The 18,859-nt window shown below is 68.5% G+C and carries 15 protein-coding genes; 6 read left to right on the top strand and 9 right to left on the bottom strand.

Annotation, left to right across the window (positions count from 1 at the left end; genetic code table 11):
* Nucleotides 1-25: 25 nt before the first annotated feature.
* Nucleotides 26-1,117, bottom strand: a complete 1,092-nt coding sequence (phnS, locus tag KY49_RS12515; RefSeq protein WP_042584963.1) for a 2-aminoethylphosphonate ABC transporter substrate-binding protein — start codon at nt 1,115-1,117, stop codon at nt 26-28.
* A 317-nt stretch (nt 1,118-1,434) separates the two neighbouring features.
* On the opposite strand from phnS, the gene KY49_RS12510 reads away from it, so the two are divergent.
* Entirely contained in the window at nt 1,435-2,553 is a 1,119-nt protein-coding gene (locus KY49_RS12510; RefSeq protein ID WP_042584962.1) for a 2-aminoethylphosphonate--pyruvate transaminase, read from the top strand.
* Between the two features lie 61 nt (nt 2,554-2,614).
* Here KY49_RS12510 and KY49_RS12505 read toward each other — a convergent pair whose 3' ends face one another.
* The 3 genes from KY49_RS12505 to aroQ are packed head-to-tail and all read right to left on the bottom strand — an operon-like array spanning nt 2,615 to nt 5,303.
* Nucleotides 2,615-3,955, bottom strand: a complete 1,341-nt coding sequence (locus tag KY49_RS12505) for an MFS transporter (protein WP_042584961.1) — start codon at nt 3,953-3,955, stop codon at nt 2,615-2,617.
* A 41-nt stretch (nt 3,956-3,996) separates the two neighbouring features.
* On the bottom strand, nt 3,997-4,851 hold the full coding sequence (locus KY49_RS12500; RefSeq protein WP_042584960.1) for a shikimate dehydrogenase: 855 nt from the start codon (nt 4,849-4,851) through the stop codon (nt 3,997-3,999).
* On the bottom strand, nt 4,848-5,303 hold the full coding sequence (aroQ, locus tag KY49_RS12495; protein ID WP_042584959.1) for a type II 3-dehydroquinate dehydratase: 456 nt from the start codon (nt 5,301-5,303) through the stop codon (nt 4,848-4,850). Before aroQ ends, KY49_RS12500 begins: the two co-directional genes overlap by 4 nt.
* 255 nt (nt 5,304-5,558) lie before the next feature.
* Between aroQ and KY49_RS12490 the strand changes: the two genes are divergently transcribed.
* Both KY49_RS12490 and KY49_RS12485 read left to right on the top strand, forming a co-directional pair.
* A complete protein-coding gene (locus tag KY49_RS12490; RefSeq protein ID WP_042584958.1) occupies nt 5,559-7,451 on the top strand; it encodes a bifunctional sugar phosphate isomerase/epimerase/4-hydroxyphenylpyruvate dioxygenase family protein in 1,893 nt (630 codons plus the stop codon).
* 283 nt (nt 7,452-7,734) lie between these two features.
* Complete coding sequence (locus tag KY49_RS12485) at nt 7,735-8,001, top strand: hypothetical protein (protein WP_042584957.1); 267 nt, start codon at nt 7,735-7,737, stop codon at nt 7,999-8,001.
* Between the two features lie 54 nt (nt 8,002-8,055).
* On the opposite strand, the gene KY49_RS12480 is transcribed toward KY49_RS12485, so the two are convergent.
* Both KY49_RS12480 and KY49_RS12475 read right to left on the bottom strand, forming a co-directional pair.
* Nucleotides 8,056-8,844 carry a DUF899 domain-containing protein gene (locus KY49_RS12480; RefSeq protein ID WP_042584956.1) on the bottom strand — a complete coding sequence of 263 codons (789 nt, stop codon included), beginning with the start codon at nt 8,842-8,844 and terminating at the stop codon, nt 8,056-8,058.
* A gap of 116 nt (nt 8,845-8,960) precedes the next feature.
* A complete protein-coding gene (locus KY49_RS12475) occupies nt 8,961-9,755 on the bottom strand; it encodes an AraC family transcriptional regulator (RefSeq protein ID WP_042584955.1) in 795 nt (264 codons plus the stop codon).
* 162 nt (nt 9,756-9,917) lie between these two features.
* Here KY49_RS12475 and KY49_RS37115 point away from each other — a divergent pair, with 162 nt between their 5' ends.
* The 3 genes from KY49_RS37115 (at nt 9,918) to KY49_RS12465 (ending at nt 12,899) form a co-directional block, all read left to right on the top strand.
* The gene (locus tag KY49_RS37115) at nt 9,918-10,184 is read left to right on the top strand and encodes a hypothetical protein (RefSeq protein WP_059980256.1); all 267 of its coding nucleotides are present in this window, start codon (nt 9,918-9,920) and stop codon (nt 10,182-10,184) included.
* A gap of 2 nt (nt 10,185-10,186) precedes the next feature.
* Nucleotides 10,187-11,323: a branched-chain amino acid ABC transporter substrate-binding protein gene (locus tag KY49_RS12470; RefSeq protein ID WP_059674479.1), complete on the top strand. Its 1,137-nt coding sequence runs from the start codon at nt 10,187-10,189 to the stop codon at nt 11,321-11,323.
* Between the two features lie 283 nt (nt 11,324-11,606).
* Nucleotides 11,607-12,899, top strand: a complete 1,293-nt coding sequence (locus KY49_RS12465) for an MFS transporter (RefSeq protein ID WP_042584954.1) — start codon at nt 11,607-11,609, stop codon at nt 12,897-12,899.
* 101 nt (nt 12,900-13,000) lie between these two features.
* On the opposite strand, the gene KY49_RS12460 is transcribed toward KY49_RS12465, so the two are convergent.
* The 3 genes from KY49_RS12460 to KY49_RS12450 are packed head-to-tail and all read right to left on the bottom strand — an operon-like array spanning nt 13,001 to nt 18,779.
* Nucleotides 13,001-14,527, bottom strand: a complete 1,527-nt coding sequence (locus KY49_RS12460; protein WP_042585008.1) for an efflux transporter outer membrane subunit — start codon at nt 14,525-14,527, stop codon at nt 13,001-13,003.
* A 47-nt stretch (nt 14,528-14,574) separates the two neighbouring features.
* Entirely contained in the window at nt 14,575-17,685 is a 3,111-nt protein-coding gene (locus KY49_RS12455) for an efflux RND transporter permease subunit (RefSeq protein ID WP_042584953.1), read from the bottom strand.
* A complete protein-coding gene (locus KY49_RS12450; protein ID WP_042584952.1) occupies nt 17,682-18,779 on the bottom strand; it encodes an efflux RND transporter periplasmic adaptor subunit in 1,098 nt (365 codons plus the stop codon). The genes KY49_RS12455 and KY49_RS12450 overlap by 4 nt, the downstream gene beginning before the upstream one ends.
* Nucleotides 18,780-18,859: the final 80 nt, after the last annotated feature.

Here is an 18,859-nt window from a genome sequence, read left to right as displayed (position 1 = left end):
CGGAATTGCTCGCGGCGTGCGCCGGTCACTTCGGCTTGACGACTTCGGTCTGCTTGCCCGAGCTGCCGATCACGTCCTTCTTCCAGCGCTCCAGCCACACCGGCTTCTTCGCCATCACCTGGCTCCAGTCGACCGGGATCAGCTTCACGCCCGCGATCGCGCGCTTGACCGCCTCGCCGTTCTTGCCGGCGAGCGGCACGTCGGTGCGGCCCGGGATGCCGTACATGTCCGGCACCTTCGCCTGCACTTCCGTCGACATCAGGTAGTCGATCAGCTTCTTGCCCGCGTCCTGGTTCGGGCCGCTCTTGATCAGGCCGATGCCGTACGGGAGCTGGAACGTCGTCGGCGGGTCGCCGTCCTTCGCCGCGAGGAAGATCGGCTTGATCGACAGGCCGCCGTGCTCGGCGTCGTCGAGATCCATCTGCAGGTCGCCGTTGGCGAAGCTGATCTCGTTGCGCGACAGCAGCACGTTCAGGTAGCCCGTGCCCTTCGTGTGGAACTTCACGCTCTGCGACAGCTTCGCGAGATAGTCGAACGCCTTGTCCTCGCCCATCAGCGTGGTCGTCAGGATCAGCACCGCCATCCCGTCGCCGGCCGTGGCCGGGTTCGAGTACGCGACCTTGCCCGCGTAGTTCGGCGACAGCAGGTCGGCGAACGTCTTCGGCTGCTGCTTGACGACTTCGGGGTTGATCGCGAACGAGAAATAGTTGTTCACGAACGTCGCCCAGCTGCCGTCTTCCGCCTTCGCGATCGCCGGCACGTTCTTGTAGTTGACGCTCTGGTACGGCTGCAGCAGGCCCATCTGGCCGGCTTGCTGGATGAACGGCGGCAGCGTGACGATCACGTCCGCCTTCGGCGAATTCTTCTCGATGTTCGCGCGGTTGACGACTTCGCCGCTGCCCGCCGTGACGATGTTGACCTTCACGCCTTCCTTCTTCTCGAAGGCCGGCAGCACGTCGCGGTAGAGGTTTTCCAGGCCGTCCGCCGTGTACAGCACGACCGCGTTCGCCGCGTGCGCCGGCAGCGCGGCACCTTGCAGCAGGCCGGCGGCGCAGGCAGCCAGCGCGAGCTTGCGGAACGCGCCGGCAGCGGCGCGCGAGGAATTCTGCAGTGTCATCTCACTTCTCCGTAGACGGAACACCAAACGGCCGGGGCACGACCGGCTCTGTCGGCCAGAGTTGGCGCTTCAGCGCTTACTCTGGCCCCATGCAGAGCAGTAATTGGGGGGCGAACCGCCAGCGGGCCCGCCTCGTCGCCGCCCGACCGGTGCTGGACCGATGCGGTTTCGTGCGGCAAGCGAAGGATCACAGCGTTCGATGACAAGCCCGTGACGACCGCCCAAAATTCCACAAAATGACATAATTTGCCACTAAGATGGCCGTCACCCGGAAACGCCACCCGGCGTTTCATCCGACCCGTGCTGGAGAAAAACCGATGTCCGCCACCGCCCCGATCCTGCTCACCCCCGGCCCGCTCACCACGTCCGCCGCGACGCGCGACGCGATGCAGCGCGACTGGGGCTCGTGGGATGCCGCGTTCAATCGCCTGACCGAAAGCGTGTGCGCCGACCTCGTCGGCATCGCCCGCGGCGGCGCCGAATACGTGTGCGTGCCGATGCAGGGCAGCGGCACGTTCGCGGTCGAAGCCGCGCTCGGCACGCTGGTGCCGCGCGACGGCGTCGTGCTCGTGCCGGACAACGGCGCGTATTGCGCGCGCATCCTGAAGATCCTCGGCCGGCTCGGGATCGAGGCGATCGCGCTGCCGTTCGGCGAGGCGTCCGCGGCCGATCCCGCGGCGATCGAGGCGGCGTTCGCGCGCGACCCGCGCATCAGCCACGTCGCGCTGGTGCATCTCGAGACGAGCGCCGGCATCCTGAATCCACTCGACGAGATCGCCGCGTGCTGCCGGCGGCATGGCAAGCGGCTGATCGTCGATGCGATGAGCTCGTTCGGCGCGCTGCCGATCACGCTCGACGGCAGCGGCGTCGACGCGCTGGTCTCGGCCAGCGGCAAATGCCTGGAAGGCGTGCCGGGGATGGGGTTCGTGATCGTGCGGCGCGACGCGCTGGACGCCTGCGAAGGCCGCTCGCCGTCGCTCGCGCTCGACCTGCACGACCAGTACGCGTACCTGCGCAAGACCGGCCAGTGGCGCTTCACGCCGCCGACGCACGTGGCCGCCGCGCTGCGCGTGGCGCTCGACCAGTTTCTCGCCGAAGGCGGCCAGCCCGCGCGCGGCGCGCGCTATGCGTCGAACTGCCGGACGCTGGTCGACGCGATGCGTGCGCTGGGCTTCGAGCCGTTCCTCGACGCGCGCGTACAGGCGCCGGTGATCGTGACGTTCCATGCGCCGGACGATCCGGCATACGACTTCAAGCGCTTCTACGACACGGTGCGCGACGCCGGCTTCATCCTCTATCCGGGCAAGCTCACGCAGCTGGAGACGTTCCGCGTCGGCTGCATCGGCGCGATCGACGCCGACGACGTCCGGCGCGCGGTCGCCGCGATCGCGCATGCGATCGAGACGCTCGGCATCGCGCTGCGCCGCGCGTCATGAATGAAAAAGGCCCGGCGGGTTGCTCCCGCCGGGCCCGAGGTCCTGCCGCCGCGTGACTGCGTTACAGCACGATCCGCTTGATGTCGCCGACGACGAAGATGTACGACGCCGCGCCGATCAGCGCGATCACGCCGATGAACATCAGCGCGCCGACGAACGAGCCGGTCGACGCGACGATGAAGCCGACGACAAGCGGCGTGATGATGCCGGCGAGGTTCGCCGCGAAGTTGAAGATGCCGCCCGTCACGCCGAGCAGGCCGTCCGGCGCGATGTCGGACACGAGCGTCCAGCCGAGCGCGGCCATCCCCTGCGCGAAGAACGCGACCGACATGATCGCGATCACGGCTTCGTTGCTCTGCACATAGTTCGCGAGAATGATCGTCGACGCAAGCAGCAGGCCCGCGATGATCGGCAGCTTGCGCGCGAGGTTCGCGGACTTGCCGCGGCGCAGCAGCCAGTCGGAGAAGATCCCACCGAACATCACGCCGACCGACGCGGCGATGAACGGCATCACCGCGAAGAAGCCGATCTTCAGCCAGCCCATGTGGCGCTCGGTCGCGAGATAGGTCGGGAACCAGGTCAGGAAGAACACGAGCGTCGAGTTGCCCGCGAACTGGCCGAGGCAGATGCCGGCGAGCTGGCGCTTCTTCAGCAGCTGGCCCGCCATGCGCCAGCTGAATTTCGCCTGCACGGGCCGGTCGTTCTTTTTCGCGCCGTGCGCGAGGCCGCCGCCCGCTTCGATGTACTCGATCTCCTCCTTGTTCGCGCCCGGATGGTTGTGCGGCTCGTGATAGAGCTTCCACCAGACGAGACCGAACGCGATGCCGACGCCGCCGACGACCCAGAACAGCGAACGCCAGCCGAACGCGCCCATCAGCGCGAACAGCATCGGGCTGAAGAACGCGAGGCCGATGTACTCGCCGACCGTGTAGGTGCCGGTCGCCATCGCGCGCTCGTTCTGCGGGAACCAAGTCGCGACCACCCGGCTGTTGGTCGGGAAGCACGGCGCTTCCGTGACGCCGAGGCCGAGGCGGCACGCGAGCAGCGTCGCGACGCCGGGCACGAAGCCCTGCAGCAGCGTGCACAGCGACCACAGCGTCATCGACCAGTAATAGGTGATCTTGCTGCCGAAGCGGTCGAGAAAGAGGCCGCCCGGCACCTGCATCGCGACGTAGGTCCACGAAAACGCGGAGAACATGATGCCCATCACCGCCGCGTTGATGCCGAGCTCCTTGGTGAGCTGCGGCGCAGCCACCCCCAGCACGGTGCGGTCGAGGTAGTTGATCATCGTGCCGATCGCGAGCAGCGCGAGAATCTTGTAGCGCGCCGACGTGCGCCGGACCGTGCCGGCCGCCTGCGCCGGACGCGCCGGCGCATGGTTGGTGTGGGTGGTGTGCTGCATGGTCGTCTCCTGGTCTCGTCTTTATCTGAATCTATCGAGGGTCAGCGCGCAACGAGCGCCTGAAAGTGGTCGAACATCCGCTCGGCGTCGGGCGTGCGTCCGGTGAAGATCTCGAATGCGTCGACGGCCTGGTAGACCGCCATTCCGCCGCCCGGCAGCGTCGCGCAGCCCGCCGCGCGCGCCACCCGGATCAGCTCGGTTTCGAGCGGGAAGTACACGATGTCGGCAACCCACATCCCCGCGTGCAGCAGCTCGGCCGGCAGCGGCAGGCCCGGATGCTTCGCCATGCCGGTCGGCGTCGCGTGGATCAGGCCGGTCGCGGCGCGCATCGCGCTCGCGAGATCGTCGCCCTGCGCCACTTTCGCGGCGGGGAAGCGCTGCTGCAGCTCGTCGGCGAGCGCGCGGGCGCGCGACGCGTCGACGTCGAAGATCGCCAGCTCGGCCGCGCCCATCTGCAGCGCCGCGTGCGCGACGGCGGCTCCCGCGCCGCCCGCGCCGAGCTGGACGACACGTTCGAGCGATGCGCCGGGCAGCCCGCGCCGGAACGACTTCGCGAAGCCCGACCAGTCGGTGTTGTGGCCGATCCGCTTGCCGTCCTTGAACAGCACGGTGTTGACCGCGCCGAGCGCGCGCGCGTCGTCGGACAGCGCGTCGAGGTGCTCGATCACGCGCTGCTTGCACGGATGCGTGATGTTCAGGCCCGTAAATCCCATCTGCTCGGCAGCCGCGAGCAGTTGCGGCAGCGCGTCGACGGTCAGGCCGAGCACGTCGAGGTCGATGCGCCGGTACACATAGCCGAATCCCTGGCGGAATCCTTCTTCCTCATGCATCGCGGGCGACAGCGAACCGCCGATGCCCTGGCCGATCAGGCCGATCAGAAAGGACGGGCGGCTCATCGCGCGGCTCCTTGCGAAAGAATGGTGGACATGCGCTGCAGCGCGAACACGTAGCCTTCGGTGCCGCAGCCGCAGATCACGGCTTCGGCGACCGCCGACACGTACGAGTGGTGGCGGAACGGCTCGCGGCGGTGCACGTTCGAGATGTGGACCTCGATCACCGGCTTCGCGATCGCCGACAGCGCATCGGCCAGCGCGACCGACGTGTGCGTGTACGCGGCCGGGTTGATCACGACGCCGTCCGTGTCGTGGCGCGCCGCGTGCAGCCAGTCGATCAGCTGGTGCTCGGCGTTCGACTGGCGAAAGTCGATCTCCAGCCCGAGCGTATCCGCCGCGGCGCGGCAGCGCTGCTCGACGTCGGCGAGCGTTTCCGCGCCGTAGATGTGGGGTTCGCGCGTCCCCAGCAGATTCAGGTTCGGGCCGTTCAGCACCAGGACCTTGCGCTTGCTCATGTCAGTTGCTCCGAAAAGGGGGGCTCATCACTACGCGACTTCGCCTCCTCACGTCAAGATTCGACGCTAGTGTGCGCTTGCGCAAACGCAAAGTCTTTTCGGGTTTTCGCTAATTTGTACCAACTAGTTAGTTTGTATAATCCGCTCAATCACCCTAGTAAATTGGGGATATGGCGCGCCCCCATGACTCCACGACTGGTTCATTCAGGGCCAGTCCGGCCGGCGCCGCCCCCCGCTCATCCGCAGGATTCGCCCATGCAGCGCTCGATCGCCACCGTATCCCTGTCAGGCACGCTCGCCGAGAAGCTCGCCGCCATCCAGGCCGCGGGTTTCGACGGCGTCGAAATCTTCGAGAACGACCTCGTCTACTTCGACGGCTCGCCCGCCGACGTGCGGAACATGGCCGCCGATCTCGGCCTCGACATCGTGCTGTTCCAGCCGTTTCGCGATTTCGAGGGCGTGAGCCCCGCGCAGCTCGCGCGCAACCTCGACCGCATCAAGCGCAAGTTCGACGTGATGCACGCGCTCGGCACCGACCGCATCCTCGTCTGCAGCAACGCGTCGCCCGATACGATCGCGGACGACGGGCTGCTCGTCGACCAGCTCGGCGCGCTCGCCGAGGCCGCGCGGCAGGCGGGCGTCGTCGCCGCCTACGAAGCGCTCGCGTGGGGGCGGGTCGTGAAAACCTACGGCCACGCGTGGCGCCTCGTGAACGCGGTGAACAGCCCCCATCTCGGGCTCGCGCTCGACAGCTTCCACACGCTGTCGCTCGACGATTCGCCGGACGCGATCGCCGACATCCCCGGCGACCGGATCGCGTTCGTGCAGATCGCCGACGCGCCGAAGCTCGTGATGGACGTGATCGAATGGAGCCGCCACTTCCGCTCGTTCCCCGGCCAGGGCGACTTCGACCTCGCGCGCTTCACCGCGCGGGTGATCGAGGCCGGCTATACGGGGCCGCTGTCGCTCGAGATCTTCAACGACGGCTTCCGCGCGGCGCCGACCGCGCTCACGGCCGCCGACGGCCACCGCTCGCTGCTCTATCTGGAGGAGCAGACGCGCGCACAGCTCGCGCGGGAAGGCCGCGCGCCGGGCGCCGGCCAGACGCTGTTCGCGCCGCCCGCGCCGCCTGCGCACGTCGGGTTCCAGTTCATCGAATTCGCGGTCGATGCACGGGCCGCCACCAACGTCGGCGAGTGGCTCGGCAAGATGCGCTTCCGGCTCGCCGGGCGGCACCGCTCGAAGGACGTGACGCTGTTCCAGCACGGCGCCGCGTCGATCGTGCTGAACGCGGAGCGGGATTCGTTCGCCGACGCGTTCTTCCAGCAGCACGGGCTGTCGCTGTGCGCGTCGGCGTTCCGCGTCGACGACGCGAAGGTTGCGTTCGATCGCGCGGCAGGCTTCGGCTATGCGCCGTTTTCCGGGCGCGTCGGCCCGAACGAGCGCGTGCTGCCGAGCGTGAAGGCGCCGGACGGCAGCCTCGAATACTTCGTCGACGAGGCGCCGAACGCGCCGACGCTCTATGAATCCGATTTCGTGCTGACCGACATCGACGGCCCGAGCGAGGTCGGCCCGCTGACCGGCATCGACCACGTGTGCCTCGCGCTGCCGGGCGACGCGCTCGATACGTGGATCCTGTTCTTCAAGGCCGCGTTCGGCTTCGAGGCCGAGCGCAGCTGGCTCGTGCCCGATCCGTACGGGCTGATGCGCAGCCGCGCGGTGCGCAGCGCGGACGGCTCGGTGCGGATCGCGCTGAACGCGTCGGTCGATCGCCACACCGCGGTCGCCGAATCGCTGGACCGCTATCACGGCACCGGGCTGAACCACGTCGCGTTCCGCACCGACGACATCGTGAAGACGGTGGCCGAATTCGCGGCCGACGGCGTGCCGTTCCTGCGCATCCCGCGCAACTACTACGACGACCTCGCCGCGCGCTACGCGCTGCCGGACGACTTCATCGACACGCTGAGCACCCATCATCTGCTGTACGACCGCGACGACAGCGGCGGCGAGTTCCTGCATGCGTACACGGAACTGGTCGACAACCGCTTCTCGCTCGAGATCGTCGAGCGGCGCGGCGGGTACGACGGCTACGGCGCGGCGAACGCGGCCGTTCGCCTCGCGGCGCAGGCGCAGCGAAGAAAATAAGGGGCAGGGAAAAACCGGGTGCGACGAAAGGTCATCGCCTATTTGTCTGGCGAATCGTCCACGCATGCACTACGCTGGCGCTTGTGCTGTCGGACGCCCGCCTGAAGCGGCTTGCGCCGATCCGGTTCGCGAAGCCGCCGCCGTGCCCGCCGTGCCGTTACATGCTGTAACCACCGGCTCGCCGCGGCCGGTCCACGACCGGGGCGTTTTAAGAATCGCTTAAGTCTTCGACGGCACCATCCGCAACCATATCCGAAGAACCCGTCGAACCAGGAGGACAGCGATGAGCGCCGTAGTTGCACCCGCGGGCCGCCCGGCCGCGCCCCCCGCCAAACCCAGGACGATGCTGCGCCGCCTGCTCAGCCATCACGAAATCGCGACGCTGCTCGTGCTGCTGCACGCGCCGATCGGCGCCAACGCCAAACCCGAACTGCCGGCGCTGCAGGAAGCCGGCCTCATCGAAATGGTCAAGCTCGACGCCGATGCGCAGCCGAGCTTCCGCCTGACCGAAAACGGCACGGCCGTGCTGAAAGGTCTCGGCTACCGCTGAACCGGCAGGCGGCAGACCGCCGCCGTTCCTGCCGACGCGCGCCACCGCGCCGAACTAGCTGCCGCGCTTCCGAAAGGCCGCCTCTCCCGCATCGGATACCTCGACCCACTTCGGGTCGGGCGCGGCGCCGGGCACGTAGCTGTCGTGCCAGTTCCACCATTTGTACGGCCGGCCCTGCGGGTATCCCTCCGGCGAATCCTCCCATGTCTCCTGGCGCCCGAGCGCCGTCATGTCGAGATAGCTCCACGTGGTGCCCATCGCCTCGTCGCCGCGACTGTTGATGAAATACGTGCGGAACACGCGCTCGCCGTCGCGGATGAAGGCGTTGTGGCCGTGCCATTCGTCCACGCCGAAGTCGGCATCGAAACTGTCGGTGATCGTGTACCACGGAATATTCCATCCCATCCGCGCCTTCAGGCGCGTGATGTCGGCCTGTGGCGCGCGTGACGCGAACACGAGCGTGGTGTCGCGGGCATTCAGGTGGGCGAGGTGGCCGACGTGGTCGGCCACCATCGAACAGCCGATGCACGCATGCTCCGGCCAGCCGTGCACGCCAGGCTCGAAGAACGCGCGGTACACGATCAGCTGGCGGCGCCCGTGGAACAGGTCGAGCAGGCTCGCCTTGCCGTCAGGCCCGTCGAACGCATACTTCTTTTCCACGGCGACCCAGGGCATCCGCCGCCGCTCGGCGGCCAGTGCGTCACGGGCGCGGGTCAGTTCCTTTTCCTTGACGAGCAGCCGCTCGCGCGCGGCCGCCCACTCTTGCGGCGACACGATCGGCGGCGTCTTCATCGCGGGCTGCCCCTCCTTCCGTCCGTCGTCCGATGATGTGTTCGTGGTCATTGCTGCCTCCGGGTCAGAGCGATCGCTCGCTGTGGGTCATGAGACAGTTTTAGTCGCCGGCCAGCGAATGGTGGGAGTGACAATCGTGGCGAGATTCGTTTTCCGGGCGTTCCGGGTCACCCCGCCCGATCCTGCAGCATCATTCGGTATTCCGTCGGCGTCACGCCGACCGTCGCCTTGAACTGGCGCGTGAACGCGCTGTGATCGGTGTACCCGCATAGCGCCGCGACGTCGGTCACCTTGTCGTGCGTGGCCAGCAGCGCGGTCGCGGCGTCGAGCCGCGTCTTCAGCAGCACCTGGCGCGGCGTCAGGTGGAACACCTTGTGGAAATAGCGCTCGAGCTGTGCGACCGACATCCCGGCCATCTGCGCGAGCTGCCTCAGGTTCAGCGGCTGCACGTAGTGATCCTGGATGTACTGGACCACGTCCGCGAGCTTGCTGTAGGCCGGATGCGACCCTTCGTGCGCCTTCAGGTCGCGCGAGATGCCCGCGAGGCCGATCACCTTGCCGGCCGCATCGCGCAGCGGCTCCTTGCAAGTCAGGCACCAGCCCGGCTGGCGGCCGGGGTACAGGTGCAGTTCGAGCTGGTCCATCAGCTGTTGGCCGGCGGTGATCGTCGCCATGTCCTGCTCGAAGTAGCTGCGGCCGAAGCGCCGCGGGAACACCTCGTCGGTGGTCTTGCCGAGCAGGTCGCGCTTGTCCTTGTAGCCGCAGCGCATCGCCAGCGTGCGGTTGACGAGCGCGTAGCGGCCGTCCGCATCCTTCACGAAGAACGCGACGTCGGGCAGCGCGTCGAAGACCGGCTCGAGCAGCCGGAAGTGCGCGAGCATCGCGCCGAAGTCGGCGTTGTCGGGCTGGTAGCGCAACGTGTCGGACAGGCTCATGGACGGTACGGCAAGCAAGGTCGTCATCCCGGCATCCGCTAGGCGAGTGGCTGATGGCGTCGATTATAGGAGCGCGCCCCATTGGCGGCGCGCAGGGCGCACGATCCCGCGCGCGCGGTCGTGCGCGCCCGAAGCCGCCATCCTAAAAAACGCGGCCGCGCCGCGTCTTGGCGCGATTGCGCACGAGAAATGACGATTTCGGCATATATCAGGGTTATCGACGATATGCCGAAATCGTCGCCGGCCGCGCTCGCAACGCGCAAGACGCGCGCATTTTCGCTACCTAGACTTCGCTTCACGGTCACGAGACGCCACACGGCCCTGCCGGCGTGCGACCCGCACGAGGTGCCGCGATCGCCGCTCGACGCGCCGATTTCAGCACAGCGTCTCGCCCGGTTCACCGGCGGCCGGCCCACGTTCCGGCGCCGGCCCAACCACGCCATCAAGGGGAAGTGAAAGTGAAGCTGAAGGTATCGCACGTCGCGCTGGCCGCCGCCTGCGCACTGTCGGGCGCCCACGCCATCGCCGCCGACGTCGTCAGGATCGGTTTCGCCGCGCCGCTGACCGGCCCGCAATCGAACTACGGCACCGACATGCAGAAAGGCGTGCAGCTCGCGATCGCCGATTTCAACGCGACCAATCCGACGATCGGCGGCAAGCCGGTCACGTTCCAGCTCGATTCGCAGGACGACCAGGCCGACCCGCGCACCGGCACGACCGTCGCGCAGCGCCTGATCGACGACAACGTGCGCGGCATCATCGGCCACTTCAACTCGGGCACCAGCATCCCGGCGTCCGACCTGTACGATCGCGCGGGGCTGCCGCAGATCTCGATGGCAACGTCGCCGCAATACACCGCGCGCGGCTACAAGACCACCTACCGGCTGCTGACGAGCGATGCGCAGGCGGGCCGCATCGTCGGCACCTACGCGGTGAAGACGCTGCACTTCAAGCGCATCGCGATCATCGACGACCGCACCGCGTACGGCCAGGGCATCGCCGACGAATTCGCGAAGGCCGTGCAGGCGGCGGGCGGCACGATCATCAAGCGCGACTTCACGAACGACAAGGCGCTCGACTTCTCCGCGATCCTGACCAACCTGAAAGGGATGAATCCCGACGCGATCTTCTACGGCGGCGGCGACGCGCAATCGTCGCCGATGATCCGCAAGATGCGCCAGCTCGGGATCAAGTCCGCGTTCGTGACGGGCGAGATGTCGCGCTCGCCGACGTTCCTGAAGGTGGGCGGCACGGCGGCGGAAGGCGCGATCGTTTACATGGGCGGGCTGCCGAAGGAGAAGATGCCCGGCTTCGCCGGCTACGCGGCGCGCTACAAGGCGCGCTTCAGCGAAGACGTGATCACCTATTCGCCCTACTCGTACGACGGGACGATCGCGCTGCTCACCGCGATGAAGGACGCCAATTCGACCGACCCGAAGGTCTACACGCCGTATCTCGGCAAGGTGATGGTCAAGGGCGTATCGGCGGAGCGCATCGCCTATGACGCAAAAGGCGACCTGAAGGATGCGCCGGTGACGATCTACCGGGTCGAGGGCGGCGCGTTCAAGCCGGTCGACACGATCGCCGGCAACTGACGCAGCCCCAGCGCGCGCGGCGCGGCGGCGCCCGGTTCGCCCGCCCGCGCCGCGCGCCACCGCTCGCTGCCGCCGGAAAGTTGCATGCCCGCCTTGCGCACGTTCGTGCTCCTGTAGAATCCTCCCACTCGCTTGACACTCGTCCCCGCTTGCCCGACCCGGGCGACGCGATGCGTGTTCCGTGCGCCATCCGCGCCCGGCGCACCTCGTCGACGAGGCAGGCCGCGCCTTGGAGACGCGGCGCCGATTCAAACAATTAATTCGAATACCGATCGCCCTGACCATGCAAGCTTCCGAATTGAGCGGCGTCCCGCGCGCCGCCGAGCGCGCGCTGACGCGCAGCGACTACAAGACCCTCGGCCTCGCCGCGCTCGGCGGCGCGCTCGAGTTCTACGACTTCATCATCTTCGTGTTCTTCGCGCCCGCGATCGGGCAGCTGTTCTTCCCGCACGACATCCCCGAATGGCTGCGTGTGCTGCAGACCTACGGCATCTTCGCGGCCGGCTATCTCGCGCGCCCGCTCGGCGGCGTGATCATGGCGCACTTCGGCGACCTCGTCGGCCGCAAGCGGATGTTCACGCTGAGCGTGCTGATGATGTCGGTTCCGACGCTGCTGATGGGCCTCCTGCCGACCTACGACACGGTCGGCATCCTCGCGCCCGTGCTGCTGCTGCTGTTCCGCATCCTGCAGGGCGCGGCGGTCGGCGGCGAGGTGCCCGGCGCATGGGTGTTCGTGTCCGAGCACGTGCCGTCGCGCCACATCGGCTACGCGTGCGGCACGCTGACCGCGGGCCTCACGGCCGGCATCCTGCTCGGCTCGCTTGTCGCGGCCGGCATCAACCGCCGCTACGCACCCGCCGAGGTCACCGCGTTCGCGTGGCGCATCCCGTTCCTGCTCGGCGGCGTGTTCGGCCTGTTCTCCGTCTACCTGCGCCGCTGGCTGCACGAGACGCCGGTGTTCGCCGAAATGAAGGCGAAAAAGGCGCTCGCGGCCGAGATCCCGCTGAAGGCCGTGCTGCGCGACCACGGCCGCGCGGTGATCGTGTCGATGCTGCTCACGTGGATGCTGTCGGCGGCGATCGTCGTCGTGATCCTGATGACGCCCGCGCTGCTGCAGAAGCAGTTCCACCTGTCGCCGGCCACGACGCTGTTCGCGAACAGCATCGCGACGCTGTGCCTGACCGCCGGCTGCATCACCGCGGGCTCGCTCGCCGGCTGGATCGGCGCGAAGCGCGTGCTCGGCCTCGGCGGCCTCGTGCTGGCCGCGTGCTATTACCTGCTGTTCGCGCAGGTCGCGGCCGACGCGTCGACGCTGCCGCTCTACTACGGGATCGCGGGCTTCGCGGTCGGCGCGATCGGCGCGGTGCCGTTCGTGATGGTGAAGAGCTTCCCGGCCGTCGTGCGGTTCTCGGGAATCTCGTTCTCGTACAACGTCGCCTATGCGATCTTCGGCGGCCTGACGCCGGTGATCGTGTCGCTGATGATGAAGTCGAATCCGCTCGCGCCGGTGGTGTACGTCGCGGCGATCTGCGTGCTCGGCGCGATCGCGGTGCAGTTCGCGAAGGATGCGGACTGAGCGAAGACGGCACGACGCCTCACGCCTGAAAGACAACGCCACGGTCGAAAGTCCGTGGCGTTGTCGTTTGCGGGGCATCGCATGCGTCTGACCGGTGGCGCTCAGCCCTTCGCCGCGGCGGCCGACGCCGGTGCAGGCGCGGCCGCCTTGCCGTAGTCGACCGGCTGGTCGGCCGGACGCGGCGTCTCGCCGGCCCGCTGGATCCAGCCGCCGCCCAGCGAGCGATACAGGTCGACGAGGTTGGTCCACCGTGCCAGCCGTGCGTTGATCAGCGTCTGCTGCGCCGCGTACAGGTCGGTCTGCGCGGTCAGCACCGACAGGTAGCTGTCGACGCCGTTCTTGTAGCGCAGGTCCGACAGGTCGTAGCGACGCTGCTGCGCGTGCTCGTTGCGCTGCAGCGCGGCGATCTGCTGGTCGTACGTGCCGCGTGCGGCCAGCCCGTCCGCCACCTCGCGGAACGCCGACTGGATCGCCTTCTCGTAGTTCGCGATCTCGATGCGCTTTTGCACGTTCGCGAGATCGAGATTGGCGAGGTTCGCGCCGCCCTCGAAGATCGGCATCGTGATCTGCGGCGCGAACGACCACGCCGCCGTGCCGGCCTTGAACAGCCCGCCGAGCGTCGGGCTCGCGGTGCCGAACGCGCCCGTCAGCGAGATGCGCGGGAAGAACGCCGCGCGCGCCGCGCCGATGTTCGCGTTCGCCGCGAGCAGGTTCTGCTCCGCTTCCATGATGTCCGGACGGCGCGTGAGCAGGTCCGACGGCAACCCGGCCGGGATGTCGGTCAGGAAGTTCTGCGCGTCGAGCGGCAGGCCCGGCGGCAGGTCGTCCGGCAGCGGCTGGCCGATCAGCAGCACCAGCGCGTTCACCGCCTGCGCGTGGGCGCGCGCCTGCGCCTGCTGGTTCGCGAGCGCCGTTTCGACCACGGTCTGCGCCTGGCGCAGGTCGAGCTCCGAGCCGGTGCCGTTGTCGAACTTCAGTTTCGTCAGGTCGTACGATGCCTGCGCGGTCTTCAGCGTGTTTTCCGTCACCTTCAGCAGGTCGTCGGTCGACAGCACCGTCAGGTACTGGTCCGCGACCTGCGCGACCAGCGCGATCTCCGACGCCTTGCGGGCCTGCGCGGTCGCGAGGTATTTCGCGAGCGCCTGGTCCTTCAGGCTCTGGAGCCGGCCGAACAGGTCGAGCTCCCACGACGCCTGCAGCCCGACGTTGTACGTCGTCGTGATGTTGCGCCCCGGAACCGCCGTGAGCGCGTTCGGCAGCCGCTGGCGATCGCCGGTGCCCACCGCGTCGAGCTTCGGGAACAGGTCCGCACGCGTGATCTGGTACTGCGCACGCGCGGCCGCGATGTTCAGCACCGCGACCCGCAGGTCGCGGTTGTTGTTCAGCGCGATCTCGATCAGCCGCTGCAGGCGCGGATCGACGAAGAACTCGCGCCAGCCGATGTCGGTCGCCGCCTGGCCGTTCGCGCTGCGCGCGCCGGCCGCCGCGGCCGGCTGCGTCGCATACACGCCGCCGGACGGAAACGCCTGCGCGACCGGCGCATCGGGCCGCTGGTAATGCGGCGCCATCGTACAGCCCGTGGCGAAGAGCGCGACCGCCGCGGCGGCCGCAACACGTATCCGATTCATGTTTCTCCCGTTGCGCGCCGTCGCGACGCGCGTTGTCGATTGCGCGCTCATACGGTCTCCAGCACGCGCGCGCGTTCGCTCGCCGCCGCCTCGCGATGCCGCTTCGCGATCAGCGTGTACACGGTCGGCAGCACGAACAGCGTGAACAGCGTGCCGACCAGCATGCCGGTCGAGACCGTGATCCCGATCGCGAAGCGGCTGGCCGCGCCCGCGCCGCGCGCGAAGATCAGCGGCACGAGCCCGGCGACCATCGCCGCGGTCGTCATCAGGATCGGCCGCAGCCGCACGGCGGCCGCGTGTTCGATCGCCGCGCGCCGGTCGAGGTTCTGCGTGCGCTGCAGCTCGTTCGCGAAGCTCACCATCAGGATCCCGTGCTTCGAGATCAGCCCGATCAGCGTGACGAGCCCGATCTGCGTATAGATGTTCAGCGTCGCAAAGCCGAGATACAGCGGCACGAGCGCGCCGCACACCGACAGCGGCACCGACACGAGAATCACGAGCGGATCGCGCAGGCTCTCGAACTGCGCGGCGAGCACGAGGAAGATCACCACGAGCGCGAACACGAACGTCACGGTCAGCCGGTTGCCCTCCTGCACGTACTGGCGCGATTCGCCGAGCCAGTCGATGTCGTAGCCGGGCGGCAGCGCCTGCTTCTGCAGGAACTCGACCGCCTGCCCCATCGTCACGCCCGGCGCGGCCACGGCCGACAGCGTCGCCGAGTTCATCTGGTTGAACTGCGTGAGCGCGTTCGCCTGGCTGCCGTTCGACACGTGCACGACCGTCGCGAGCGGCACCATCTTGCCGCTGCGCGTCTTCACGTAATAGCGGTTCAGCATGTCGGACGACAGGCGCTCCGCGCGCGCGACCTGCGGAATCACGTCGTACGAGCGCCCGTCGTGGTCGAAGCGGTTCACGTAGTTCTCGCCGACGAGCACCGCGAGCGTATCGGCGATGTCCTTCATCGTCACGCCGAGCGCGTTCGCCTGGTTGCGATCGATCGTCACGCCGACCGCGCGGCTGTCGAACGTCAGGTCGCTGTCGACGACCGCGAACAGCCCGCTCTTCGACGCGGCGGCCTTCAGCTTGCCCATCGTCGCGAAGATGTCCTTGAAGTCGGCCGGCGCGCGCAGCACCATCTGGATCGGCAGGCCGCCGCTCGACGCGGGCAGCGACGGCAGCAGGAACGTGAACACCTGGTCGCCGGCGATCGCGTTCGCGCGCGCCTGCACGAGCGCCTGCAGATCGGCGGCGCCGCGCGTGCGCTTCGACCAGTCGACGAGGTTCACGCCGGCGAAGCCGAGATTGGCGCCGCCGACGCCGTTCAGCACGAAGCTCGTGTCGGCTTCCGGCAGCGAGCGGAACACCTTCTCGACTTGCGGCGCGTAGCGTTCGAGGTAGTCGAGGTTCGCGTACTGCGGCGCCTTCACCTGCAGCATGATCGAGCCCTGGTCCTCCTGCGGCGCGAGCTCGCGCTTCACGCCGCTGAACAGCAGCCCGATGCCGAGCAGCACGCCCGCGCCGAACACCAGCACCGCCGGCCGCGCGGCGAGGCTCGCGTGCAGCAGCCGCCGGTAGCCGTGCGTGACGCGCGACAGCGTGTGCTCGATCGCGCGCGCGATGCGCCCTTCCGACATCCGGCTGTCGAGCAGCAGCGAGCTCAGCATCGGCGACAGCGTCAATGCGATCACTGCCGACACGCACACCGCGCCCGCGAGCGTGAACGCGAATTCGCGGAACAGCGATCCGGTCAGCCCGCCCATCAGGCCGATCGGCGCGTACACGGCGACGAGCGTGATCGTCATCACGATCACGGGCGACGCGATCTCGCGCGCGCCGAGCAGCGCCGCACGCGCGGGCGGCTCGCCGGATTCGATGTGCCGGTGGATGTTCTCGACGACGACGATCGCGTCGTCGACGACGAGCCCGATCGCCAGCACCATCGCGAGCAGCGTGAGCAGGTTCAGCGAGAAGCCGGCGGCGAGCATCAGCGTGGCGGAGCCGACGAGCGCGAGCGGGATCGTCACGACCGGGATCACGACCGCGCGGAACGAGCCGAGGAACAGGAAGATCACGATGACGACGATCGCGATCGCCTCGACGATCGTCTCGCGCACCTCGTCGATCGACGCGTTGACGAAGCGCGCGACGTCGAACACGTCGCCGATCCGGATGCTGGCCGGCTTGTTGCGCTCCATCGTCGGCAGCAGCGCCTGCACGCCGCGCACGATGTCGAGCGGGTTGCCCGACGGCGTCGCGTTGATCGCGATGTTCACCGCGCGGTGGCCGTTCATCAGCGCGCTCGCGTTGTACTGCTGCCCGCCGAGCTCGATGGTCGCGACGTCGCGCAGCCGCACGAAGCTGCCGTTCGCGTCGGACTTTACGACGAGGTTGCCGAACGCGCCGACGTCGGTCAGGTCGGTATTCGCGGAGATGTCGGCGACCGTGAGCGCGCCCTTCACCTGGCCCGGCGCGGCCTGCACGTTGTTCGCCTTCAGCGCGCTCGCCACGTCCGCCGCCGACAGCCCGTGCGCGGCGAGCCGCGACGCGTCGAGCCAGACCCGCATCGCGAGGTTCTGCCCGCCGACGATCTCGGCCGACGCGACGCCCGGCACGGTCGTGACGAGCGGCTGCGCGACCCGCACCACGTAGTCGGTGATCTCCGGAATCGACAGCGTGTCGCTCGAGAAGCCGAGATACATGACGGCCGTCGGCGCGTCGGTGAGCTTCGTGATCACCGAGTCGTACGCGCCTTCGGGCAGCTTGTACTTGACCTCCTGCACCTTCGCCATGATTTCCGTCATCGCGCGGTCGGCGTTCGCGTTCAGGCGCAGCCGCGCCTTCACAACGCTCTTGCCCTGCGTCGACGTGGAGCTCAGGTATTCGATGCCGTCCGCGGTCGCGATCGACTGCGCGATCGGCGTCGTCACGAAGCCCTGCATCAGCGCCTGCGACGCGCCGGGATACGCGGTCTCGACGCTGATCGTCGCGCTCTCGAGCATCGGGTACTGGCGCACCGGCAGCGCGCCGAGCGAGCGCAGCCCGATCAGCAGGACCAGCAGGCTGCAGACGAGCGACAGCACCGGCCGCCGGACGAAGATGTCGGTGAAGCGCGCGCCTTGCGTGGGGCCTTGTGTGGGTCCTTGCGTGGGCTGGCTCATCGCACGCTCTCCCGTTGCGCGGACGCATCGGCGAGCGCCTGCACCTTCGCGCCCGGCGCGACGCGCAGCTGCCCGGTCGTCACGACCACGTCGCCGGCGCGCAGCCCGTCCTCGACGACGATGCGGCCCCGGTCGCGCGCGCCGATGCGCACCTGGCGCACGCGCGCCACGCCGACGCCGCGCGCGTCGCGCTGCTCGACCACGACGACGCTGTCGCCGGCCTGCGACGTCTGCACCGCGGTATCCGGCACGCTGATCACCGCGTCGCGGCCCGGCAGCGCCAGGTGCGCATCGATGTACATGCCCGGGCGCAGCAGGTGGTCGGCGTTGGCCACGGTCGCCTGCACGGTGATGTTGCGCGTCTCGTCGCCGACCTGCGGCTCGATCGCGGTCACGCGCCCTTCGAAGGTGCGGCCCGGGTAGGCATCCGTCGTCACGCGCACGGCTTGCCCGAGCGCGACGCGGCTCAGCGCCTTCTGCGGCACCGTGAAGTTCGCGTGCAGCGCATCGAGATCGGTGAGCGTCGCGATCGCGTCGCCCGGATTCAGGTACTGGCCGAGGTTCACACGCCGCAGGCCGATCACGCCGGAGAACGGCGCGCGGATCAGCTTCTGCGTGATCACGGCCTGCGTCTCGCGGATGTCGGCGCGCGCGGCGTCGAGCTCGTAGCGGCGCGCGTCGAAGGTCGCCTTCGGTTCAGCGCCGTTCGGCACGAGCTGCTCGGCGCGCGCGAACTGCCGGCGCGTGTAGTCGGCCTTCGCCTGCAGCCCGGCGAGCTTCGCCTGCTCGGGCGCATCGTAGAGCTGCACAAGCGGCTGCCCGGCGCTCACGCGCGAGCCCGCGACGAAGCGAATGTCCACGACGCGCCCGGCGACTTCCGGCGCGATCGTCACCTGCCGCACCGCTTCGAGCGAACCGACCGCATCGAGCGACGGCTGCTCGGCGCGCGGCGCGACGACGACGGTTTCGACGGGCAGCGGCGCTGCGGGCGCGGCCGGCCGATCGGCGGCCGACACGCGCTCCATGCGCCACAGGAACAGCGCGCCGAACAGGACGGCCAGCGCGCCGACGGTATAGAACGTTGAGCGTCTCATGGGAATCTTCCCGATCAAGTGAGTCATGGTGTCAGTGTGGTCGGGCCCACACGCGCCAGATGTCAAATTTTTGAAGGCCC

This window comes from Burkholderia sp. MSHR3999 (assembly GCF_000833595.1).
Lineage (GTDB): Bacteria > Pseudomonadota > Gammaproteobacteria > Burkholderiales > Burkholderiaceae > Burkholderia > Burkholderia ubonensis.
Note: the sequence above shows the minus strand (reverse complement) of the source record. Positions and strands in the feature narration are given on the sequence as shown.